Annotated in this window: 18 protein-coding genes; 7 read left to right on the top strand and 11 right to left on the bottom strand. The window is 64.0% G+C overall.

Annotated features, from left to right (window positions below):
- Positions 1–37: 37 nt before the first annotated feature.
- From AC04SG_RS16830 to AC04SG_RS16870, 9 genes are all read right to left on the bottom strand, one after another.
- Complete coding sequence (locus AC04SG_RS16830) at positions 38–1645, bottom strand: GMC family oxidoreductase (protein WP_488551947.1); 1608 nt, start codon at positions 1643–1645, stop codon at positions 38–40.
- Positions 1642–3165 (bottom strand): FGGY-family carbohydrate kinase, encoded by a 1524-nt coding sequence (locus tag AC04SG_RS16835; RefSeq protein ID WP_488551948.1) that lies wholly within the window; start codon positions 3163–3165, stop codon positions 1642–1644. Before AC04SG_RS16835 ends, AC04SG_RS16830 begins: the two co-directional genes overlap by 4 nt.
- Positions 3158–4000: a class I fructose-bisphosphate aldolase gene (locus AC04SG_RS16840; protein WP_488551949.1), complete on the bottom strand. Its 843-nt coding sequence runs from the start codon at positions 3998–4000 to the stop codon at positions 3158–3160. Before AC04SG_RS16840 ends, AC04SG_RS16835 begins: the two co-directional genes overlap by 8 nt.
- Positions 3912–5720 (bottom strand): glycerol-3-phosphate dehydrogenase/oxidase, encoded by a 1809-nt coding sequence (locus AC04SG_RS16845; RefSeq protein WP_488551950.1) that lies wholly within the window; start codon positions 5718–5720, stop codon positions 3912–3914. The genes AC04SG_RS16840 and AC04SG_RS16845 overlap by 89 nt, the downstream gene beginning before the upstream one ends.
- 76 nt (positions 5721–5796) lie before the next feature.
- The gene (locus AC04SG_RS16850; protein ID WP_488551951.1) at positions 5797–6792 is read right to left on the bottom strand and encodes an aldo/keto reductase; all 996 of its coding nucleotides are present in this window, start codon (positions 6790–6792) and stop codon (positions 5797–5799) included.
- Positions 6782–7762 carry a sugar-binding transcriptional regulator gene (locus tag AC04SG_RS16855; RefSeq protein ID WP_488551952.1) on the bottom strand — a complete coding sequence of 327 codons (981 nt, stop codon included), beginning with the start codon at positions 7760–7762 and terminating at the stop codon, positions 6782–6784. The genes AC04SG_RS16850 and AC04SG_RS16855 overlap by 11 nt, the downstream gene beginning before the upstream one ends.
- A gap of 1 nt (position 7763) precedes the next feature.
- Positions 7764–8723 carry an ABC transporter permease gene (locus AC04SG_RS16860; protein WP_488552041.1) on the bottom strand — a complete coding sequence of 320 codons (960 nt, stop codon included), beginning with the start codon at positions 8721–8723 and terminating at the stop codon, positions 7764–7766.
- 44 nt (positions 8724–8767) lie between these two features.
- Positions 8768–10294 (bottom strand): sugar ABC transporter ATP-binding protein, encoded by a 1527-nt coding sequence (locus AC04SG_RS16865; protein WP_488551953.1) that lies wholly within the window; start codon positions 10292–10294, stop codon positions 8768–8770.
- Positions 10295–10355: 61 nt separating this feature from the next.
- The gene (locus AC04SG_RS16870) at positions 10356–11375 is read right to left on the bottom strand and encodes a substrate-binding domain-containing protein (protein ID WP_352556994.1); all 1020 of its coding nucleotides are present in this window, start codon (positions 11373–11375) and stop codon (positions 10356–10358) included.
- A gap of 364 nt (positions 11376–11739) precedes the next feature.
- Between AC04SG_RS16870 and AC04SG_RS16875 the strand changes: the two genes are divergently transcribed.
- Positions 11740–12270, top strand: a complete 531-nt coding sequence (locus AC04SG_RS16875; RefSeq protein ID WP_352586492.1) for a hypothetical protein — start codon at positions 11740–11742, stop codon at positions 12268–12270.
- A 271-nt stretch (positions 12271–12541) separates the two neighbouring features.
- On the opposite strand, the gene AC04SG_RS16880 is transcribed toward AC04SG_RS16875, so the two are convergent.
- Positions 12542–13798, bottom strand: coding sequence for a ubiquinone biosynthesis hydroxylase (locus AC04SG_RS16880; protein WP_488551954.1), 1257 nt, complete (start codon positions 13796–13798; stop codon positions 12542–12544).
- 114 nt (positions 13799–13912) lie between these two features.
- Here AC04SG_RS16880 and tesB point away from each other — a divergent pair, with 114 nt between their 5' ends.
- The 6 genes from tesB (at position 13913) to AC04SG_RS16910 (ending at position 21773) form a co-directional block, all read left to right on the top strand.
- Positions 13913–14788: an acyl-CoA thioesterase II gene (tesB, locus tag AC04SG_RS16885; protein ID WP_488551955.1), complete on the top strand. Its 876-nt coding sequence runs from the start codon at positions 13913–13915 to the stop codon at positions 14786–14788.
- Between the two features lie 218 nt (positions 14789–15006).
- Complete coding sequence (locus AC04SG_RS16890) at positions 15007–15345, top strand: P-II family nitrogen regulator (RefSeq protein ID WP_023670499.1); 339 nt, start codon at positions 15007–15009, stop codon at positions 15343–15345.
- Between the two features lie 31 nt (positions 15346–15376).
- Complete coding sequence (locus AC04SG_RS16895) at positions 15377–16807, top strand: ammonium transporter (protein ID WP_192254747.1); 1431 nt, start codon at positions 15377–15379, stop codon at positions 16805–16807.
- Positions 16808–17307: 500 nt separating this feature from the next.
- Entirely contained in the window at positions 17308–19974 is a 2667-nt protein-coding gene (locus AC04SG_RS16900; RefSeq protein WP_488551956.1) for a DNA translocase FtsK, read from the top strand.
- A 151-nt stretch (positions 19975–20125) separates the two neighbouring features.
- Positions 20126–20806, top strand: a complete 681-nt coding sequence (locus tag AC04SG_RS16905) for an outer-membrane lipoprotein carrier protein LolA (protein WP_488551957.1) — start codon at positions 20126–20128, stop codon at positions 20804–20806.
- Between the two features lie 160 nt (positions 20807–20966).
- Complete coding sequence (locus AC04SG_RS16910; RefSeq protein ID WP_488551958.1) at positions 20967–21773, top strand: exodeoxyribonuclease III; 807 nt, start codon at positions 20967–20969, stop codon at positions 21771–21773.
- A 230-nt stretch (positions 21774–22003) separates the two neighbouring features.
- Here the strand turns inward: AC04SG_RS16910 and AC04SG_RS16915 are convergent, their stop codons facing one another.
- The gene (locus AC04SG_RS16915) at positions 22004–22459 is read right to left on the bottom strand and encodes a cyclic nucleotide-binding domain-containing protein (RefSeq protein WP_352557000.1); all 456 of its coding nucleotides are present in this window, start codon (positions 22457–22459) and stop codon (positions 22004–22006) included.
- Between the last annotated feature and the right edge of the window lie 99 nt (positions 22460–22558).

A 22558-nucleotide genomic window follows, 5' to 3' on the forward strand; every position in this document is an offset into this window, starting at 1 on the left:
AAGAACGGCGCGCTTCGTCGGCCGCGCGTGGGCAGACTCACGCTGGTCGGCGGATCATGCCGGCTGCCTTTTCGGCGATCATCACCACCGGCGAGGCGGTATTGCCGGAAACGATGCGCGGCATGATCGAGGCGTCGATGACGCGCATGCCCTCGATACCGGTCACGCGCAGGTCCGGGCTGACCACGGCGCGGTCGTCGACGCCCATCCGGCAGGTCCCGACCGGATGGAAGATGGTCGTCGCGATCGAGCCGATCTGGTGCAGCAAATCATCGTCGGACTGGTGCGCGAGACCGGGCAGGATTTCTTCCGGATGGAAGGCTTCAAGCACCTTGGCGGTCATGATCGAGCGCGCCTGGCGTACCGAGCGCAGCGCGATCTCGCGGTCGCGGACGGTGGACAGATAGTTCAACCGGATTTCCGGCTGCACGGCCAGTTCGCGCGTCGTGGCGTGCACGGAGCCGACGCTGTCGGGCCGCAGATTGCAGACCGACATGGTGATCGCCGGGAACGGGTGCAGCGGGTCGCCCAGCCGGTCCGTCGACAGCGGCTGGACGTGGTATTCCAGGTCCGGCGTCGCCATCGACGGATCGGATTTCGAGAACATGCCGAACTGGCTCGGCGCCATCGACATCGGCCCCGAGCGGGCAAAGGCATATTGTAGCGCGATGCGCGCCTTGCCGGTCAGGCTGTTTGCAAGGGTGTTGAGGGTCAGCGCCGACGACACTTTGTAGACGGTGCGGATCTGCAGGTGGTCCTGCAGGTTTTCGCCGACATCGGGGCTGGCGTTCACCACGTCGACGCCGAGTGCGGCGAGACGATCCGGCTGGCCGACGCCGGAAAGCTCGAGCAGTTTCGGCGTGTTGATCGAGCCTGCCGTCAGCAGCACCTCACTTCCGGCCTTTGCCTCGATGGCTTCGCCGCCGGCGAGATAGCGGACGCCGATCGCGCGCTTGCCGTCAAACAGCACCTTCTCGACATGTGCGTTGACAACCAGCCGAAGGTTGGGCCGCCGCAGCACCGGGCGCAGGAACGCCTTGGCCGTGTTCCAGCGCACGCCCTTGCTCTGGTTCACTTCGAAGAAGCCGGAGCCCTCATTGTCGCCGTCGTTGAAGTCCTCGCGCGGCATGATGCCGAATTCCTTCGCGGCTTCCTGCACCGTGTTGAGGATCGGCCAGGACAGGCGTTGCCGCGCCACTTTCCATTCGCCGCCGGCGCCATGCAGCATGGTCTTGCCGCCATGATGGTCCTCGGATTTGAGGAAGTAGGGCAGCACGTCGTCCCAGCCCCAGCCGACATTGCCCATCTGCCGCCAGCCATCGTAATCCGCCGCCTGGCCGCGCATGTAGATCATGCCGTTGACCGAGGTGCAGCCACCCAGCACCTTGCCCCGGGGATAGACCAGCGAGCGGCCGTTCAGGCCTGCTTCCGGGGCGGTCTTCATCATCCAGTCGGTGCGCGGATTGCCGATGCAATAGAGATAGCCGACGGGGATATGCACCCAGTGGTAGTTGTCGCTGCCGCCGGCCTCGAGCAAAAGCACGCGTATCGCCGGGTTTTCGCTCAGGCGGTTGGCCAGCACGCAGCCGGCGGTGCCCGCGCCGACGATGATGTAGTCGAAGTCGCCATCGAGCCGTTGGGTCATTGCGGTGTTCTACTCGGTCCTGCGGCCTGTTCGGCCCAGAACGATCGCAGCGTATCGGCAAGGCCGCAATAGGCGCGATAACGCCTGTCGTAGTGATCCCGCATCGCTGGGTCCGGACGATAGGCGGCGCTTTGCCGGGTCATGGCGTCGACGCCGGCCTCATAGTCGGTGAACAGGCCGGCCGCGACGCCGGCGCCTATCGCCGCGCCGAGCGCGCCGGTCTCGCGCGCCTCGGGTACGGTGATCGGCACGCCAAGCCCGTCGGCGAAGATTTGCGGCCAGTGTTCGCTGCGCGAGCCGCCGCCCGACAGCACAGCCTTGTCGAAGCCGACGCCGGCGTTCTTCAACACGTCGATGTGGCGCCTGTGCTCGAACATCACGCCTTCGAACAGCGCACGCAGCAAATGGCCTTCTTTGTGCCAGCCGGCGAGGCCGTAGAAGCCGGCGCGGAATTCCGCGCCTTGCCCCGAGCCGTAGAGAAACGGATGGAAAATCGGATCGTCCCAGGCCGGCGTCACCGCACCGACCGCCGCGTTGCAGTGAGCGAAGGGGTCGTCATGGTGGGCACCGCGCTCGACGAATTCGCGCACATACCATTCGAGATTGGCGGCCGATGTCGCGCTGGATTCGATGTTGGCGAAGCGGCCGGGGCCGAAGCGCGCCACCATGAAAACATTGGGGTCGACCACCGGTTCGGTGGCGAAAACCTGATTGACCGACCATGTGCCGGCGATAACAGAGGCTTCGCCGGGGCGCACGACGCCGGCGCCCATGGCGCTGGCGACAACGTCGAAGTAACCAGCGATCACCGGCGTGCCTTCCGCCAAGCCGGTCTCGGCTGCCGCCGTTGCGGTGATCATGCCGGCAATGTCGGCGCTGTCGAGCAGCCGCGGCAGTTTTGCCTGCGCATCCTCGATGCCGTAGAGCGCGAGCAGCTCGGCGTCATAGACGCCTTCGGGCATGCGGACGAGCCCGCAACCCGACATGTCGGAGACATCGCTCACCCGCTCACCCGTCAGGCGAAATGTGATGAAATCCTTGCACAGCATCGCCGTGCCAGCAGCGGCATAGAGGTCCGGCGCGTGCTGCTTGACCCAGGCCAGCAAGGTCGGGGTCTGCGCCGGCCACGGCTTTTGCAGGCAGATGGCGTGCAGTGCCTCGGCGTTGCGCGACGCCAGCGTCGTCGCCGTGCCGGCGGCGCGTGTATCGAGCGACTGGATGCCGATCAACGGGGCGCCGGCGCGGTCGATCAGATAGAGGCCATTGCCATGGCCGGCGCAGCCGATGGCGGCGATCTCACGCGCATCGATGCCGGCCTGCGCAATGCAGGCGCGGATGGCGTCGCGCGCATCGGCCCACATGCCGCCGAGGTCGCGCTCGACATAACCGGGTTGCGGCGTGTGCGAGCGGCCGGCGACGGCATGCATGGCGAGCTGCCGACCGGTTTGGTCGAACAGCACCGCCTTGATGATGGTGTTGCCGGCGTCGAGGCCGAGCAGATATGCGGCTTGATCAGCCATTGTTGTAGATGTCCCAGGCCTCTTCGCCGCCGGCGTCGTTGTGGATCATCGCCATCAGCGCATTCACCACCGCCTTCGGGTTGGCATGCTGATAGATGTTGCGGCCATAGACCAGCCCTTTGGCGCCTTGTCTGAGCAGAGCCGACGATTTTGCCAGCACCGTCTTGAGGTCATCCTTGCCGCCGCCACGAACCAGGACCGGCACGCGCGCTGCCTCGACGACGCGGTGGAAATCCTCCGGCCGGTCAGTCGGGTCGGCCTTGATGATGTCGGCGCCCATTTCGGCGGCGAGCCGCACCAGGGTCACGATCTTCTCGGCGTCGCCATCGACCTGGTAGCCACCCCTGATATCGTTGGGCAGCATCACCAGCGGCTCGATCATCAGGGGCATGCCGTAGCGGTGGCAGGCAGCGCGGACCTTGCTGATGTTTTCGACGCATTGGCGAAACAGCTCCGGCTCGTGCGGCAGCATGAACAGGTTGACGACAACGCAGGCCGCGTCCATCTCCAGCGCGCCGATGATCGGCTCGTCATGGTTCTGCAGCATCGACCACATCACGCGGTGGCGCTGGGCATTGTAGGGATTGCCCATGTCGATGCGCATGACCAGCGCCGGCTTGTCCTTGTCCGGCCGTGATTGCAGCAGATCGGCCTGGCCGTAAGCGAGCTGTAGCGCGTCGGGCCCCGCCGCGATCAGCGTGTCGATGACCCTAGGCATGTCCTCCAGGCCAACGAGGAAACCGGGTTCATTGCACACGCCGTGATCGAGCGCCACGTCGAGGCAATTGCCGTTGGTGAACATCCGGTTCATCCGGGCTTTGGCGCTGACTTTCATGTTCTGCTCCTGAGATCGTGCGTTGGTCGAGCATCTCTTGCGAGACGCCGTGATAGGTGTCGAGTTCGGCGATCAGGTTTTCTATCTCGTCGTCGCGATGCTGGTGGTTCCAGCCGCGCTCGGCGGCCAGAGCATCGGCGATGCGTTCGATTGAGACCATCGAGATGTCGCCGGCAATGGCAAGCGAGGTGCGGCGCAGGACAAGGTCCGACAGGCAGGTCACGAATTCATGCCGGACGAGGTAGACGATCTCGGCTGCAGTGGTTTCGGTCCTGCCGTCCAGCCTGATATCGTCGGGACGTCCGAGACAGAACAGGATGATGTCGCGCGCGCCGCTGCCGTAACGATCGACGAGATAGGCGGCGCGTTCGCTGCTGATCGCAAACTCACCCGCCAGATCGGCCGCCAGCGACGCCGGGTCGGCGGGGAATCCGAGGCCGCCACCGATCGGCAGGGTCAGCGTGCCGCAAAGGCGTTCGCGGCCAAGCTCGGCCAGCACTTCGTCGGCCGCCTGTTCGGCGAAGGCGCGGAAGGTCGTCCATTTGCCGCCGATCATGCAGAATTGCGGGATGTCGCCGGCAATGCGACGCACGGAATGGCCGCGCGAGATCCTGCCGGTAAAGGCATGGTCGCTCTTCGGCAATGGCCGGATGCCGCTATAGGTGAAGACGACATCGGCGGCATGGACAGGAATGGACGGGAAGACCAGGCGCGCCGCCGCCAATATGTAGTCGGTCTCAGCCGGTTCGCAGCGCACGCGCCCGGCCTCGCTGACGCGGATATCCGTCGAGCCGACCAGCACCTTGCCGAGATAGGGAAACATGATGCAGACCCGGCCATCGGCGTTCTCGAAGAAGATCATATGGCCGCCGAGGGCCTGGTAGAGCGGCTCGTTGTCGAGGATCAGATGCGAGCCCTTGGTGCCTTCGACCAAGGGCGCTGCAGGCGTTTCGGAGGCGTCGAGCCGGGCGATCGCCGAATCCAGCCATGCGCCCGCCGCGTTGACGATTGCCTTGGCAGCCACGGTCAGGCGTTCTCCACCCGCAGTGTCGGTGAGTTCGAAAGCCGACCCACCCCGCGCGATCTCGGCGCGGTTGAGCGCGAGGCTGTCGGGCGCCAGCCGTGCGGTGTCGCGCAGCAGTTCGATGCCGAGCCGTTCCGGATAGCTGATCCAGGCGTCGTAATAGGTGGCGGAAAAGCGCAGTTTCGGGTCGAGCGCCGGCCATTGCGCGAGTGTCGCTTTGGCGCCGCGGAAATTGTGACGCGGCAGAACGCGGCGCTTGCGCGTCGTCCAGTCGTAGAGCGCCAGTCCGGCCTTGATCGCCAGCGCGCCGCGGCTGGAAGGCGTTTCCGAAAGCCCGAGAAAGCCGGCTGCGCCATTCATCAGCCCGGAGAAGACGGTGCGGATCGGAATTGTCGTCGGCAGCGGCCGCACCATATGCGGCGCATTGGCCAGCAGCGCGTCGCGTTCGCGCAGCGATTCCTGCACCAGGCCGAACTCGCCATTTTCGAGATAGCGCAGGCCGCCATGGATCATGCGCGAAGGGGCGGCGCTGCAGCCGGAGCAGAAATCGTTGCGCTCGACCAGCAGCACCTTGAGCCCCTGCAGCGCCAGTTCGCGGAAAACGCCGATGCCGTTGATGCCGCCGCCCACGACGACGACATCGAACGCGCCGTTGCGGCGGATCTTGTCGAGGATGACGGTTCTCTGATCAGGCATGGCTTTGCCGGGCAAGGTTGGGCCGTTCTGCCGTCCGGTGGACGGCAGCTCAACTGAGTTTCGGTTATGGATGGCGTCAGGCGGCGAGATTGGTCAGATGGCGGCTGGCGGCCTCGCTGATCTGGTTGATCTCCTGTCCTGACAATCTAATGCGGCCGGCTTGCGCGTTTTCCCTGGCCTGCTGCGGGCTGCGCGCGCCGCAGAGCGAGAAGGTGATGCCCGGCTGCTGCAGCGTCCAGGCGATGACCACCTGTGCCTCGCTGGCGCCGTGCGCCTCGGCGATCGGCCGGATCGCCTCCATCAGCGCTGCCACCTTGCGGCGGTTGGCCAGCGAGAAGCGCGGATTGTCCTTGCGCTGATCGTCGCCGGTAAAGACGCGGTCCGGACCGATCTTGCCCGAGAGAAGGCCGAGCGCCAGCGAGGAATAGCTGAGCACCGACACGTTATTTGCTACGCAGAAGGGCAACAGGTCGCGCTCCATGTCGCGCACCACCATGCTGTATTCCTGTTGGACGGCGTCGAGCTGGCCAGCCGCGAGATAGGCCTTCACGTCGGCTACGGTGACATTGCTGGCGCCGATGGAGCGGATCTTGCCCTGGGTCTTGAGCCGGTCGAGCGCTTCCATCGTCTCGGCGACCGGCGTCGTCGGATCCTGCCAGTGGGTGATGTAGTGGTCGATATGGTCGGTGCCGAGGCGGCGCAGGCTCTGCTCCACCTCATAGACCACCGAGTCGGCGCCGAGATAACGATGCACCGGCGCGCCGTCATAATCGAAGAAATGGTTGCCCTTCTTCGTGTGCCAGACCAGCCCAAGTTTGGTGGCGAGCACGACCTTGTCGCGGCGGCCCTTGATCGCCTTGCCGACGATTTCCTCTGACAGGCCTTGCCCATAGGCCGGCGCCGTGTCGATCAGCGAAACGCCTTCGTCGATCGAGGCGCGGATGGTGTCGATGGACTGCGCTTCGTCGGTGCCGCCCCACATCCAGCCGCCAATGGCCCAGGTGCCGAGGCCAATCGCGGAGGCGGATAGTCCCGACGCGCCAATGGTGCGCGTCAACATTTCAGGCGACATTGCGTATGCTCCCCGCATTGCTCAGGACTGCGTTGGCCGTCTCTTCGTCGACGACCAGTGATTTCAGATAGGCGCCGCGCAGAGCGGCGCGGATCGGCCAGACTTTTTCGGCTCCGCTGGCGACGCCCATCACCGACCGGCAGCGGCCAAGCTCCGAAGGCGCCAGCGCCACAAGGCGGTCATTGGGTGGGTAGTCGGCCAGCGTGCCGTCGTCGCGGATGAGATGCGCAAGGAACTCACCGACCGCACCGCTGGCAGCGAGTTTTTCGCGGTCGGGGTCGAGACCCGGGTGAAGGTCGTAATAGCTCGAGCCAGGCGTCTGGATCGAGCCGACGCCGACCAGCGCGATCGCGGCCTTGCGCGCCAGGTCGAAGATTTCGCGCACCGAGGCCATCTCCAGCAAAAGGTCACGCTGCTCCCGGCTCTCGGCGAACAGCGGCGCATGCAAGAGCATGCTGGTGCCGCCGAGCCGTTCGGCCAGCCGCGTCGCCAGATGGTTGACGTCGGTATAGTGCTTGCCCTGGACGCCGCCGGTCAGCGGCACGACGGTGACGTCGAAGGCGCGCTCCGGCTGCAGGTTCTCGACCAGGGCGCTGATTGCCTTGCCGCCGGTAATGGCGATGACGTCGCCGTCGCGCAAGGTCTCGAGCAACTGGTTGGCCGCCGCGCGTCCCACCTGCTGCAGCGTGCTGTCGGGACTGCCGGCCACGGTTGGCGTCACGATCGCGCCCGCCAATTGGGCGACTTCGATCAATTGCTTTTCGATATCGACCAAACGCTGGAACGGGCTCTCGACCGCGATCCTCAGCATGCCGAGCTTGCGCCCCTGGGCAATCAGGCGATTGACCTTGGACGGCGACAGATTGAGCGCCGCCGCAATATCGTTCTGCTTCATGCCGTCGACGAAGTGCAGCACCAGCACCGTGTGGATCTGCCGGATCGCCTCGAAATCTTCCCTGCCGTCCGCCATCTCAGCCCCGCCGCTTGTTGAAGTAGTAATCGGCGGTGACCGCCGTCAGCAGAATGGACCCGCGGATGATGTCCTGCCAATAGACGGACACGTCGAGCAGGGCTAGCGAGCTTGAAACGACGGAGAGCAGGATGGTGCCGAGGATGGCGCCGAGAATGGTGCCGGAGCCGCCGGTCAGGCTGGCGCCGCCGATCACCGCCGCGGCAATGACGTTCAACTCCATGCCGGCGCCGAATGTCGGCTGGGCCGAACCGAAGCGGGCCATGTAGATGACCCCGGCAAAGCCGCACAGCGTCGAGCAGAGCGTCGTCGTCAGGAACACGACCTTCTTGGTGCGGATGCCGGAATAGGCGGCCGCCTTCTCATTGCTGCCGGTATAGAAGACTTTGCGGAACATCGTCGTGCGGCGCAACATGAAGTCGGACAGGACGGTGAAGACGATGAAGATGATGATGACGACCGGAATGCCGCCAATGGCGCCCTGGCCGATGAATTTGAACTCGGGCGGCAGCGTATAGAGCCCGAGCGGCCGGCCGCCGGTGCCGAGCAGGCAGAGCCCGCGCGCAATCACCATCACCGCCAGCGAGACGATGAAGTGGTGCAGCCCCACTCTGGTGACGAAGAACCCCATGAAGGCACCGATGCTGGCGCAGGCTGCAATCGCTGCCAGTGAGGCCAGCCAGGGGTCGACACCGCCGAGGAACAGCAGGCCGGCGATCACCATGGCGAGTGCGGTGACCGAGCCGACCGAAAGGTCGATGCCGCCGGAAATCAGCAGGATGGTCATGCCGACGACGACAATGCCTTCGACCGCGAAGGCCATGGCCATCGCCCGCATGTTGTCCCAGGTCAGGAAATAGGGTGAAGCGAACGACATGACGGCAAACAGCACGGCGATGATCAGGATCAGGCCGATCTCGCGCATTCGGATCAGGCCGCCAAGCCTTTCGCCGAGACCCATCCGGGCGGCTGGCGTCGCGCTGTCCATGCTTTCCCCCACGATGCTCATGCGGCGCTCCGTTCCCGGTCTTCATCGGCAAGCGATGCCAGGACCATGATGTTTTCTTCCGTCATCGCGTCGCCGGTGACCTCGCCGGTGATACGGCCCTCGCGCACGATCAGCACCCGGTCGCAGACGCCGATCAGTTCCGGCAACTCGGACGAGATGACCACGATGCCGACGCCGTCGCGCGCCAGCTTGCGCAGGATGCGGTGTATTTCGGCCTTGGCGCCGACATCGACGCCGCGCGTCGGCTCGTCGAGGAAGATCACCTTGGGATCGACCGACAGCATCTTGGCGATCGCCACCTTCTGCTGGTTGCCGCCCGACAGCGTCGAAACCGGCTGGCCGACATGGCCGCATTTCAGCGACAGCTGCCTGCCGATCGTCTCGGCCCGATGCTTCTCGCGCCGCTCGTTGATGAGGCCGAAGCGGGTGGCGATGCGCTCGACCGCGAGTGCTGAGATGTTGGCGGCGATCGACATGTCGAGGAACAGCCCATCGCCCTTGCGGTCCTCCGAGAGGTAGACGATCCCTGCGGCGATGCTGTCGCCATAGTGGGTCAGGGACAGCGGCTTGCCGTGCAGGCTGACATCGCCGGTGACCTGACCCTCCAGCCGGCAGATGCCCTTGACGATCTCGCTGCGGCCGGCGCCGATCAGGCCGCCAATGCCGAGGATCTCGCCCTTGCGCAGCTGGAAGCTGATGTCGCGAAAAGTGCGAGCCTCGCAGAGGTTGCTGACCTCGAGCAAGATGTCTTCGGACCTTTGGTCGTCGCGCAGCTTCTCGGGATAGAGGCTGTCGATGACGCGGCCGACCATGGACGCCACCACCTGTTCGGGCGTCGTCGCTGGGATGTCGAGCGTGGTGATGTACTGGCCGTCGCGCAGCACCGTGACGCGGTCGCAATTGTCGAAGATCTCGGCCATGCGATGCGAGATGTAAATGATGCCGATGCCTTCGCCGGCAAGCTGGTGGATGATCTCGAACAGTTTTTGGGCCTCGCGCTCGGTCAGCGCTGCGGTCGGTTCGTCGAAGATGAGGATGCGGCAGTCGAGCGTCAGCGCCTTGGCGATCTCGACCAGCTGCTGCTGGGAAATCGACAGGCTGCGCACCATCGCGGTCGGATCGATGTTGCCGAGCCGCGCCAGGATTGCCGCTGCGCGTTTCTCGAGGTCGCGGTAGTTCATCAGCAGCGCCTCGCTGGCGTTGGTGATCGACATGAAGATGTTTTCGGCCACCGAGACATCGGGGCAGAGCGCAATCTCCTGATGCACGAAGCCGATGCCGAGCTTCTGCGCCGCCAGCGGCGAGGGGATCGACACGGAGCGGCCGTCGACCTGGATGTCGCCGCTGTCGGGCGGCAGGATGCCGTCGATGACCTTCATCAGCGTCGACTTGCCGGCGCCGTTCTCGCCGGCGAGAGCGTGGATTTCGCCGGCGCGCAGCTCGAAGGAGACATCACGCAACGCCCGGACAGGGCCGAACGATTTGCTGAGGCCGGATATTGTGAGAAGGGCCGGAGTTTCCACTTGTGCGCTCGCCGGGGTGTGGCAACCGCGCCGGGCGGCGCGGCTGCTCAATTGGGACGGATCAGCTGGGATCGCGGCCTTGCATGTATTTGTTCAGGTCGAATGAGTCGGCATTCTCCTTGGTGATGACGGCAAAGCCGTTATCGGCGAAGGGGATGCTCATCGGGTTGTAGCCTGACGTCTTGTAGTCGTTGAACGGGTCGATCAGCTCGGGGTGCGCCGCCATGAAGGTGGCGACGAAGCCGAGATAGCCCTGCATGCCCTGGTTTGGGCTCAACGCCATGTGGATGTTGCCGGCCTTGATCTGTTCCAGCGTCGCCGGGGTGATGTCGGCGTGCATGATCAGCACCTTGGCCTTGGCTTCGAGAACGGCAGCGACCGCGCCTTCTGCCGAACCGGCTTCCGGAATCCACAGCGCCTTCAGATTCGGGTTGGCCTGCAGCATCGAGGCCACCGCCTTGTTGGCGACATTGGCGTCCTGGTTGGAGGCCTGGCGTCCCACCAGCTTCATCTTCGGATAGTTCTTGGCGAGGTAATCGATGAAGGCGGTGACGCGCAGATCGTGGTTGCTCTGGCCGGGGTTCTCCAGCACGCCATATTCGGCATCGTCGCCGACCTGCTTGACGATCTCCTCGGCGGCAAACTTGGCTTCCGCCAGATTGTCCGAGGTGATGTAGGACACGCGCTTGGACTTCGGCGAGTCGGCGGCGAAGGTGACGACGGTGGTGCCGTTTTCGATGGCGCGGTTGATCGGCTCGATGAACGGATCGGCCTGCATCGGGTGCAGCAGCACGCCGGCCGGCTTCTTGATCAGATCCTGTTCGAAGGAAGCGATCTGCTTGGCGATGTCATAGTCCGGCGTGCCCGAAAACACGGTCTTGCAGCCCATCGCCGCTGCTGCCTGCTTGAAGCCCTGATAGACCGGCACCCAATAAGGATGCGCGGAGACCATGACGTTCATTACATAGGTCTCATCCGGCTTGCACTGAAACTTGCTCTCTGCCGACGCTGCGCCTGGCATCGCCAGGGTCAGCGTCATCACGGCGGCGCTCAATACGCCCGCCAGCCCAATCCTGTTCATTCTCTCCTCCGGGTTCCCCGACGATGAAAGCCTCGTCGCGTCAGCTTTGCAAGAAATTTCATCATGTGAAATCTCTGGCACGTTTGAATAGGCCGGGATTTTTTGCGTGTCAATGAGCATGCATTAAAAATCATGCGGTGAAATTTCTTGCAGAGGGGTGATGCTGAGCCGGATAATGGCGTTATCGCAAAAGGGGCATCGTCTGATTGGCTTTGCGGCCGGCGACGTGAAAACAAGATGTTCGGTCCCGGTGTCGGTGCTCCAAGGGGAAGCCGTCTGTTTTCTTAACCAGCCGCAATTCTTGCGTGTTGAAGCAACGTCGGAGTTCTCTTATCGTCGCCAGGGTTTTTGGGGGAATTTCGACATGCCTTTTCTGATTGCTCTTCTCGGCGTGCTGGGAGCGGCGGCGTTCTGGTGGTACCGCATGAAGGCCATGAACGACGCCGCGCGCGAGGTCGCCGATGTCGTCGGGCGCGTCCAGGGCAACATCCGCCGCAAGAAGCTGCGCAAGCAAGCGGCGCTGTCGCCGCTGACGGCGATCGACGACCCGGTCGTGGCGGCGGCAACGCTGATCACTGCCATGGCTGCGGAGCACGGCCCGATCCTGCCGAAGCGCGAAACCATCATCCGCGAAGTGATTTCGCAGATTGCCGAGAACCAGAAGAAAACCGACGAGGCCGTCGTCTACGCCAAGTGGGCCTCGGCGCAGATCGACGACACGACCATCGTCATCGACAAGCTGGCGCCTTTCCTGCGCGAGCGCCTCGATCCGCACGAGCGGGAAGATCTGCTGCAGATGCTGAACCGCGTCGCGCAAGGTGGCGAGCAGAGCTTCAAGGTCGCCGACCAGCGCATGCTGCGGCTGCGGCAGAAGCTGGGTTTCGAGGTCAATTGAGGGTGTGCCTGATATTCAGGTCGGTTGCTGGGGTTCAATCCACCTGCAATCGTTGGCGCTGCCCCTCACCTGCCTGCCGGCATCCTCTCCCCGTATAGTGACGGGGAGAGGGGTCGCTCTCATCGATGATTTCGCCAATCACCAGCGTTGTAGGAATGGCGCCGAGGCTGCGGACAGCCCTTTCTCCCCGTCACTATACGGGGAGAAATGCCCGGCAGGGCAATGAGGGGCGGCGCTGACTTTCGACAACTTGTCACTCAAACGCTGCCGACTAAATCGCCTCACCCTTAAGCAGCTTTGGCGTGTCGCCCGACAGCCCCGACGCCTGGCGGATGAAGAACTCCTTCAGCCGGGGCATGCGTTCGACGAGGCCGAGGCCGATGTCGCGGAGCTGGCGCAGCGGGCCGATGTCATTGGAAAACAGCCGGTTCAGCACATCGGTGGTGACGCCCATCTGCACGGTGTCGAAGCGGCGCCATTGCTGGTAGCGCTCGAGCACGTCGAGCGCGCCGATGTCCTGCCCAAGGCGATCGGCCTCGACAATCACTTCGGCCAGCGCCGCCACATCCTTGAAGCCGAGATTGAGGCCCTGGCCGGCAATCGGGTGGATGCCGTGGGCGGCGTCGCCGGCAAGCGCGATGCGCGGGGCGACGAAGGCGCGCGCGATGGTCAGGCCGAGCGGCCAGGCGCGTGGCTTGTCAGTGACGCGGATCTCGCCGAGCTTGAGGCCGAAGCGCAATTCCAGCTCATGCTCGAAGACAAGGTCGTCGCCGGCCACGAGTTTCTCGGCGTCCTCGGAGCGTTCGACCCAGACCAGCGATGAACGGTTGGTGCCGTCCTCGGTCGGCTTCAGCGGCAAAGTCGCAAACGGGCCGGCGGGCAGGAAATGCTCCTCGGCGCGGCCATTGTGCGGGCGCTCATGCGCCACCGTGCAGACGATGCCGGACTGGCCATATTCCCATTTCACCGTCTTGATGCCAGCCATGTCGCGCAATTTCGAATTGACGCCGTCGGCGGCGACAAGCAGCCGCACTTTGAGCGTCGCGCCGTCGGCCAGATGCACGGTGACGCCGGCGCCGTTCGTGTCGAAGGCGCTGACCGCGACACCTTCGATGATATCGATGCCAAGCTTTTGCGCGCGGCGGCGCAAGGCGCCGTTCAAATCCCGGTTGGCGACCATGTGGGCGAACGGTTCGCCCGGCGCGACCTCGCCGTCGAAGGTGAGGAACACCGGGCGCACCGGATCGGCCGTACGCGAATCGGTGACGATCATTTCGGTGATGGCTTGCGAGTGGCCGACGATTTCCTGCCAGACGCCGAGCTGGTCGAGCATGCGGCAAGCGGCGGCGGCGATCGCCGAGGCGCGGCCGTCCTTCTGCCAGACGCCGGCTGGCGCTGCATCGACGACGGCAACGGCCAGGTTCGGCCGCGCCTGTTTCAGCGACACGGCGGCGGCGAGGCCAACATAGCCGGCGCCGGCGATCAGCACATCGAGCGAGTTTTTTGCGTCCGTCTTGCGGTCTGCCATGTCAATTCCTTTCGAAGCCATGACCGTCCTGCCTCCACGGGGACATTGCGGCCTTGACTGCCCGCCATTCCTGTCCGAAACCGCCATAGCATCTTTAAGGCGAGGTCACGAAGCATGACAGCGGCCATGGACGAGCTTCTCAGCATTCTCGACCTCGAGCAGCTGGAACACAATCTGTACCGTGGTCGCAGCCCAAAGCTCGACTGGCAGCGCGTCTTCGGCGGCCAGACCATCGCCCAGGCGCTGGTCGCCGCGCAGCGCACGGTCGAGCCCGAGCGCCATGTGCATTCGCTGCACGGCTATTTCATGCGGCCGGGCGACACCAAGGTGCCGATCGTCTACGAGGTCGACCGCATCCGCGACGGCGGCTCCTTCACCACGCGCCGCGTGGTGGCGATCCAGCATGGCCAGGCGATCTTTTCGCTGGAGGCCTCGTTCCAGCAGGACGAGGTGGGACTGGAGCATCAGCTGCCGATGCCGCGCGACGTGCCGGCGCCCGACAGCCTGTTGTCGCAGCGCGAATTGCTGGGCAAATTCGGCGAGGCGGTGCCGGAAGGCATCAGGCGCTACTGGGAGCGCGACCGGCCGATCGAGATGAAGCCGGTGATGCTGAAGCACTATACCAGCCGCGAAAAGCTGGAGCCGCAGCAGAACATCTGGATCCGCACCACCGCCCCGGTGCCGGCCGACCGCGGCATACAGGCTGCGGTGCTTGCCTACCTCTCGGACATGACGCTGCTCGACACCTCGACCTTTGCGCACGGCCGCGCCATTTTCGACCGCGACATCCAGGCGGCGAGCCTCGACCACGCCATGTGGTTCCACCGCAGCCATCCGCTCGACGACTGGATCCTGTACACGCAGGACAGCCCGACGACGCAAGGGTCGCGCGGCTTCACCCGCGGCTCGCTATTTGCCCGCGACGGCACGCTGATCGCCTCGGTTGCCCAGGAAGGCCTGATCCGCCTGAAGCGTCCGCCTGCCGAATAGGCATTTTCAAAAAATTGCCTATTTTTTAATCAGTGACTATCCGGTGACAATGTGCACCGCTCTGCTGCGGCCCGAGCTATCCGTTTGTTTACAATGAGTTAACACACTGCTTCGGCAACTGGCACGGAGCTTGAATCCTGTCGGGCACTCTCCGGGCTCTTTGGGATCGGTGAAGGTGTGCAAACGCGGGGGACCGCAACAGCAAAGGGTGAAACCTTATGAAAATCGTGATGGCAATCATCAAGCCGTTCAAGCTCGACGAGGTGCGCGAAGCGCTCACCGCCGTCGGCATCCAGGGCCTGACCGTCACCGAAGTCAAAGGCTACGGGCGTCAGAAGGGACACACGGAAATCTATCGCGGTGCGGAATACGCGGTCAGTTTCCTGCCGAAAATCAAGATCGAAGTCGCGGTCAGCACCGACCTGGTCGACAAGGCCGTCGAAGCCATCACGGCGGCGGCCAAGACCGGTCAGATCGGCGACGGCAAGATCTTCGTCTTCGGCATCGATCAGGCGGTGCGCATCCGTACCGGCGAAACAGACACCGACGCGCTCTAAGCGGCGAACACGTATTCCAATGGAGAGTTCAATGAATATTCCTTCCACCTTGAAGACAGTGGCGCGCTCCGCGCTGCTGGGCTCGTTCGCGCTCGGAGCATTGGGCACGGTTGCTGCCTTGGCGCAGGAAGCGGCACCCGCCGTCGCCGCGGCAGCGCCAGCGGCGCCGGCCTTTACCGTCGACAAGGGCGACACCACGTGGATGATGATCTCCACCGTGCTGGTGCTGTTGATGACCATTCCCGGCCTTGCGCTTTTCTACGGCGGCCTGGTTCGCACCAAGAACATGCTGTCGGTGCTGATGCAGGTCTTCACCATCACCAGTGTGGTCATGATCATCTGGGTTTTCTACGGCTACAGCCTCGCTTTCACCCCGGGCAACGCCTTCGTCGGCGGCCTCTCCAAGATGTTTCTCTCCGGCGTCAATGTGTCGACGCTGTCGGAAACCTTCAGCAAGGGCGTCGCCATTCCTGAACTGGTGTTCGTCGTCTTCCAGATGACTTTCGCCTGCATCACGCCGGCCCTGATCGTTGGCGCCTTCGCCGAACGCGTCAAATTCTCCGCCTTGATCCTTTTCGTTATCCTCTGGGTGACGGTCATCTACTTCCCGATCGCGCACATGGTCTGGTTCTGGGGGGGCCCGAGCGCCTATGCCGACCCGTCCGGCCTGATCTTCAGCTTTGGCGCCATCGATTTCGCCGGCGGCACGGTCGTTCACATCAATGCGGGCATTGCCGGCCTCGTCGGCGCACTGATGATCGGCAAGCGCATCGGCTACAAGAAGGACATCATGGCGCCGCACTCGATGACGCTGACCATGGTCGGCGCCTCGCTGCTGTGGGTCGGCTGGTTCGGCTTCAACGCCGGTTCGAACCTCGAAGCGAACGCCTATGCGGTGCTGGCCATGATCAACACCTTCGTCGCCACGGCGGCGGCGGCAGTGACCTGGATCGTGCTTGAATCGCTGCTGCGCGGCAAAGCCTCCATGCTCGGCGCTGTTTCGGGCGCGGTCACCGGCCTCGTCGCGGTCACGCCGGCGGCCGGTTTTGCCGGCCCGATGGGTGCCATCGTGCTTGGCATCGTCGCCACCTTCGTCTGCTACTTCTTCGTCTCGGTGGTGAAGAATACGTTCGACTATGACGACAGCCTCGATGTGTTCGGTGTCCATTGCATCGGTGGCATCATCGGTGCGCTCGGCACAGGCATACTGGTCAATCCCGCCCTCGGCGGCGCCGGCATCGTCGATTATTCGACCGCCGACTTCGCCGCCGGCTATGCCGGCACGGCCACACAGCTTCTGGCGCAAGGCAAGGGCGTCCTGGTAACCCTGCTGTGGTCGGGCATCGGCAGCGCCATCCTCTACAAGATCGTCGACCTGATCATCGGTCTGCGGCCGACGGCCGACGCCGAGCGCGAAGGCCTCGACCTGACTGCGCATGGCGAAGCGGCCTATCACTCGTAAGCTTTCCGGGGGCGGCCTCGGCCGCCCCCGCATTCTCCCATCCCGTCGTGACGCTCCCGAAAAGGGCTCACGCTTTGAGGCCCGGGTCATTCCGGGCCTCTTTTTTTGCAATACCGTCATCCGGGCGCTCGGCGGCGCCAACTGATGATTGACGCAAGTGATGGCCCCAGCGTCCCCCGCGCGGGGGATGCAAGCGCCGGACCGGTGTGGCACCTCGTGGAAGATCGCGAGATTCGCGACCTCACTCGAACAGGACGTCTCACCATGAAAAAAGCCTATGAGAAGCCGACGCTGTCAAAGCGTGAAAAACTGTCCCGTGTTACCGCTGGCCTCCCTTTATCGCAGCAGGCATGAGTCTAAACGGCCGTGGCGCTCCGTCCAAGATCGTTGCCCACGGCCGTATAGTTAATGCGGCCTTAACCTTCCCCCCGATAGTCTGACGTTCGAATCTGCCGGAGTGCGTCATGCGCCCGGCCAGGCAAAAACAGACGGGGAAGAGCATGCGTTCAGGGGCTTCAGCACCGCTCGCGCTGACCGATACGGGGCACGGCATCCAGGCATTCGCGCGGCGCCAGGTCGGGCGGCTGGTCGGCGCCGGCCTGTTTGTGCTGGTCGCCTTTGGGGTCGCGGCGCTGGCCACCTGGAACGTCGCCGATCCAAGCTTCTCGCACGCCACCGACAACATCGTCACGAACGCCATGGGCTATGCGGGCGCGGTGTTCTCCGACCTCGCCATGCAGTTCTTCGGCCTCGCCGCCGTTGCCGCGCTGGTGCCGGCGGTGATCTGGGGCTTCCTCCTGTTTTCGGCGCGTGGCGTCGACAGGTTGCCGAAGCGCGGCCTCGCCTGGTTCGGCTTCGCGCTGCTTGCAGCGGCGATGGCCGGTTGCGTGGTGCCGCCCAAGACCTGGCCGCTGCCGACCGGCCTCGGCGGCGTGTTCGGCGACATGGTGCTCAACATCCCGGGCCTGCTCATTGGCGGCTACCCGACCGGCCTCGTTGCCAGCATCATTGCGATACTGCTCATCGCGCCGGCGCTGTGGCTGTTTGCCTATGGCTCGGCGCTGATTGCGCGCAAGAACGGCTTTGCCGTCATGGAGCGCACTGCCGAGCCCGATCCCCGAGACGACGACCTGCTCTTCGACGAAGACGAGGACGAGGGCGACGAAGGCATATTGGCGCTCGGCGCAATTACGCACTGGTGGCTGTCGTTCCGCGCGTGGATGCACCGCCGCGCCGTACGTCGCCAGCAGGAGCGCGACGAGTACGAACCGGAGATGGAGCAGCGCTCCACCGCATGGCGCCGCGCCGCCGAACGGGTCGAATCGGCGGAATTCGCCGAAGCCCGGATGAGCCCGGGTGGGCGCGCCCGCGTCGAGCCGGAATTCTTCGCCGCCATGGTCAATGACCGCAGCGTTTCGGTCGATCCGGACGATGACGACGTCCTCGATGCCGGGTTCGACAATGGTGACGAAGAGGTCGATCTAGACGACGAGCCGGTCCAACGCCGTGCCGCGCCGAATGCCAAGGTGCAGAACTTCCGCTCCGATGCGGCGACCCGTGTTGCAGCACCTGCGCCGCGTCCCGCTCCCGGCGCCCGCGTCCAGCGCGAGGCGCAGACCTCGCTGATCGGCTCGGAAACGTTCGAAATGCCGTCGCTGCATTTCCTGTCCGAACCGAAGAATGTGGTGCGCGACGCCAGCCTGTCCAAGGACGCGCTGGAGCAGAATGCGCGCCTGCTCGAAGGTGTGCTGGAAGATTTCGGCGTCAAGGGCGAGATCATCGCCGTCCGGCCCGGCCCGGTGGTCACGCTCTATGAACTGGAACCGGCGCCCGGCATCAAATCGTCGCGTGTCATCGGCCTGTCCGACGACATCGCGCGTTCGATGAGCGCCATCGCCTGCCGTGTCGCCGTGGTGCCCGGCCGCAACGCCATCGGCATCGAACTGCCGAATGCCAAGCGCGAGACCGTCTATCTCAGGGAGATCATGGCCAGCCGCGATTTCGAAACGACCAAGGCCAAGCTGGCGCTGGCGCTGGGCAAGACCATCAATGGCGAGGCGGTCATCGTCGACATAGCCAAGATGCCGCACGTGCTGGTCGCCGGCACCACCGGCTCCGGCAAATCGGTCGCCATCAACACCATGATCCTGTCGCTGCTCTACCGGCTGACGCCGCAGGACTGCCGGCTGATCATGATCGATCCGAAGATGCTCGAACTCTCGGTCTATGACGGCATCCCGCATCTGCTGACGCCGGTGGTCACCGATCCGAAGAAGGCGGTGGTGGCGCTGAAATGGACCGTGCGCGAGATGGAAGACCGCTACCGCAAGATGTCCAAGGTCGGCGTGCGCAACATCGACGGCTTCAACGCGCGCGTGCAACTGGCCGAGAAGAAGGGCGAAAAAATCTCGCGCACCGTGCAGACCGGCTTCGACCGGCAGACCGGCGAGGCGATCTACGAAACCGAGAATCTCGACCTCGAGCCGATGCCCTATATCGTCGTTATCATCGACGAGATGGCCGATTTGATGATGGTCGCCGGCAAGGACATCGAAGGCGCGGTGCAGCGCCTGGCGCAGATGGCGCGCGCCGCCGGCATCCATGTCATCATGGCCACCCAGCGCCCGTCCGTCGACGTCATCACCGGCACCATCAAGGCCAATTTCCCCACCCGCATCTCCTTCCAGGTGACGTCGAAGATCGACAGCCGCACCATTTTGGGCGAGCAGGGCGCCGAGCAGCTGCTCGGCATGGGCGACATGCTCTACATGGCCGGCGGCGGCCGCATCCAGCGCGTGCACGGCCCGTTCGTTTCCGACGACGAGGTCGAGAGGATCGTCGCGCATCTGAAGCTGCAGGGTGTGCCCGAATATCTCGACGCCATCACCGAAGATGACGGCGAAGACGATGACGACGAGCCGTCAGGCAAGGGCGGTGGCGGTGGTGGCGGCAATTTCGAGGATTCCGACGATCCCTACGACCAGGCGGTGGCCGTGGTGCTGCGCGACGGCAAGGCCTCGACCAGCTACATCCAGCGCCGGCTCGGCATCGGCTACAACCGCGCGGCGTCGATCATCGAGAAGATGGAGAAGGAAGGCATTGTCGGCCCGGCCAACCATGCCGGCAAACGCGAGATCCTGGTGCCGACGGAGGACGACAAGTTCTGATTGGCCAATAGCGCCGGGGCAAAGACCGCCCGGCGGCAACCTTGAACTTTTTGGCGCGTTCAAGCGACAGAGTGCCGTTCGCCGCCAAACTTAAGTCTAACTGGGGGTCCACGGACTGCAACGAGACACACACCACACGAGAGTGACCGGCATGAAAAACGATCCTTCCGCGCTCAGCGATTTCGCTCCAAACCGCCGCCAGCTGCTCGGCCTTGGCCTGATTCTTGCCGGCGCCGCGGCCGTCAATGTCATGCCGGGGTTCCAGCTCCTGGCCGCCGCGCAGGCGGCGGTGCCGCCGACGGCGCAAAAAATCGCCGACCACTTCTCCTCGGTCAAATCGATGAGCGGCGAGTTCGTCCAGTTCGGGCCCAACAACCAGCAGACCGGCGGCAAGTTCTTCCTCGAGCGGCCGGGCAAAATCCGCTTCAACTATGACGGCAAGTCGAATTTCCGGGTGATTTCCGACGGCAAGTCGGTGGTCATCCTCAACAAGCGGCTGAACACGTCCGATCTCTATCCGCTGTCGAAGACGCCGCTGAAGCTTTTGCTCGACACCAAAATCGACCTCTCGGGCGGGCGCGTCAAATCGATCAAGGAAGAGAGCGACCTCACCACCATCCAGCTCGCCGACAAGTCGGTGTTCGGCAATTCGAAGATCACCATGATGTTCGATCCGAAATCCTACGATCTGCGCCAGTGGACCATCACCGATGCGCAGGGCAAGGACACCACGGTGATGATCTACAACACCAAGGAAGGCGTCAGTTTCCCTGCGGATACCTTTGCCATCGATTATACGGCGAACCGCGAGCTAAACACCAAGACCAGATAGTGTTCTGCCGCCGCGGGCATTCCTCCTGTGCCGTTGGCGGTTAACGCCTGCTTGTTTTTAGATCGTGTGGCTGGCAGTAGTTCCAGGACCAATTTCATAGGCACAATGTCCTGTCGGGCTGTCCCGGCAGGATTTTCGCTGCCTCGGACCGGACTCCTGCATGCCCTTTTCCATCGCCACCTGGAACATCAACTCCGTGCGCCTGCGCATGCCGATCGTCGAGCGGCTGCTGGCAGAGCAGGCGCCTGATGTGCTCTGCCTGCAGGAGACGAAGGTTCCCGACGAGCTGTTTCCGGAAAAAGCCTTCCGCAAGGCGGGCTACGAGCACATCGCCTTCCATGGCCAGAAGGGCTATCACGGCGTGGCGACGGTGGCGCGGCGGCCGATCGAGGTGGTCGAAAAGCGGCGCTTCTGCGAGATCGACGACAGTCGGCATCTGTCGGTGAAAGTGCAGGCCGGCGGCAAGGCGATCCTCATCCACAATTTCTATGTGCCGGCCGGTGGCGACGAGCCCGATCCCGAGATCAACCGCAAGTTCCGGCACAAGTTGGATTTCGTCGCCGAGATGAACGCCATCCGCGCCGCGCATGATGAGGTGTCAGCCTCGATCCTGGTCGGCGACCTCAACATCGCGCCGCTGGAGCACGATGTCTGGTCGCACAAGCAATTGCTCAACGTCGTCAGCCACACGCCGGTCGAGACGGAAAATTTCGAGGCGATGCGGATGGCCGGCGACTGGGTCGACCTGATGCGGCTCAACGTGCCGCTTGAAGAAAAGCTCTACACCTGGTGGAGCTACCGGGCGCAGGACTGGGAGGCGTCGAATCGCGGCCGGCGGCTCGACCATGTCTGGTCGTCGCCGAACCTGGTGCCCAATTTTGCCGGCTACGAGATCCTTCGCGCCGCGCGCGGCTGGGAGCGACCGTCGGACCATGTGCCGGTGATTGCGCGGTTTGATTTGGAATAGGCTACAAAGGAATTCATCTGTAGCGATCCTTCACACCCCCCTCTGTCCTGCCGGACATCTCCCCCGCAAGGGGGGAGATTGGCAGTTCAAATGTCGCGTCAGGGTTTAAGCGTTGGAGATTGGCGAAAGCCGTGATGACATCCGATCTCCCTCCTTGCGGGGGAGATGGCCGGCAGGCCAGAGGGGGGTGCTGTCCCTCCTGCGTTTCTAACGATACGGCGCGCCGCGCCCTACTCGCCAAACCGCGGCGCCAGCTTCTCGATGCGGGCGATCATGGCCTGGAAATCGTCCAGGATGCGCTGGTGCAGTTTCACCGCCACGTCGGGATATTCCTCGAGAATGCGACGGAACATCTTGCGGCTGAGGCGGATCACTTCCGAATCGATCTCGGCCGATGCGCTGGTCAGCCGGTTGGTGTCGGCGATCAATGCCAGTTCGCTCAGGATCGTGCCGGGGCCGGCGGTGCCGATCGGGACGCGTTCGCCATTCTGCTCGCGATAGAGCACGATGCGGCCGCTGACCACGATATAGGCCGAATCGGCCTCGTCGTCTTCGCGGTAAAGCTTGTGGTCGGCCTGCAGATGCGTGGCTTCGGCGCCGAAGGCGAGCAGGCGCAGTTGTTCCTGCGTGAAACCCTCAAAGAGCTTCACGGCAGACAGGATGCGGATGTCGTCATCCAACGCCATCTCTAGCTGCGTCCCCGAACGGTCAGTCCAATCCCTCCCTTAGAGCGCCGCGCGTCCTCCTGGTTGCGCAAAGACGCTCCAACATTTTCAATCTGCGCA

The sequence above is a fragment of the Mesorhizobium sp. CNPSo 4684 genome (genome assembly GCF_057784315.1).

Bases quoted from the DNA above. Each gene is read 5' to 3' on its own strand.
- AC04SG_RS16890 (WP_023670499.1), top strand. From the start codon at position 15,007: ATGAAAATCGTGATGGCAATCATCAAGCCGTTCAAGCTCGACGAGGTG.
- AC04SG_RS16845 (WP_488551950.1), bottom strand. From the start codon at position 5,720: ATGCCTGATCAGAGAACCGTCATCCTCGACAAGATCCGCCGCAACGGC.
- AC04SG_RS16855 (WP_488551952.1), bottom strand. From the start codon at position 7,762: ATGGCGGACGGCAGGGAAGATTTCGAGGCGATCCGGCAGATCCACACG.
- AC04SG_RS16860 (WP_488552041.1), bottom strand. From the start codon at position 8,723: ATGGGTCTCGGCGAAAGGCTTGGCGGCCTGATCCGAATGCGCGAGATC.
- AC04SG_RS16895 (WP_192254747.1), top strand. From the start codon at position 15,377: ATGAATATTCCTTCCACCTTGAAGACAGTGGCGCGCTCCGCGCTGCTG.
- AC04SG_RS16830 (WP_488551947.1), bottom strand. From the start codon at position 1,645: ATGACCCAACGGCTCGATGGCGACTTCGACTACATCATCGTCGGCGCG.
- AC04SG_RS16905 (WP_488551957.1), top strand. From the start codon at position 20,126: ATGAAAAACGATCCTTCCGCGCTCAGCGATTTCGCTCCAAACCGCCGC.
- AC04SG_RS16910 (WP_488551958.1), top strand. From the start codon at position 20,967: ATGCCCTTTTCCATCGCCACCTGGAACATCAACTCCGTGCGCCTGCGC.
- tesB (WP_488551955.1), top strand. From the start codon at position 13,913: ATGACAGCGGCCATGGACGAGCTTCTCAGCATTCTCGACCTCGAGCAG.
- AC04SG_RS16875 (WP_352586492.1), top strand. From the start codon at position 11,740: ATGCCTTTTCTGATTGCTCTTCTCGGCGTGCTGGGAGCGGCGGCGTTC.
- AC04SG_RS16840 (WP_488551949.1), bottom strand. From the start codon at position 4,000: ATGAAAGTCAGCGCCAAAGCCCGGATGAACCGGATGTTCACCAACGGC.
- AC04SG_RS16850 (WP_488551951.1), bottom strand. From the start codon at position 6,792: ATGTCGCCTGAAATGTTGACGCGCACCATTGGCGCGTCGGGACTATCC.
- AC04SG_RS16870 (WP_352556994.1), bottom strand. From the start codon at position 11,375: ATGAACAGGATTGGGCTGGCGGGCGTATTGAGCGCCGCCGTGATGACG.
- AC04SG_RS16915 (WP_352557000.1), bottom strand. From the start codon at position 22,459: ATGGCGTTGGATGACGACATCCGCATCCTGTCTGCCGTGAAGCTCTTT.
- AC04SG_RS16900 (WP_488551956.1), top strand. From the start codon at position 17,308: ATGCGTTCAGGGGCTTCAGCACCGCTCGCGCTGACCGATACGGGGCAC.
- AC04SG_RS16835 (WP_488551948.1), bottom strand. From the start codon at position 3,165: ATGGCTGATCAAGCCGCATATCTGCTCGGCCTCGACGCCGGCAACACC.
- AC04SG_RS16880 (WP_488551954.1), bottom strand. From the start codon at position 13,798: ATGGCAGACCGCAAGACGGACGCAAAAAACTCGCTCGATGTGCTGATC.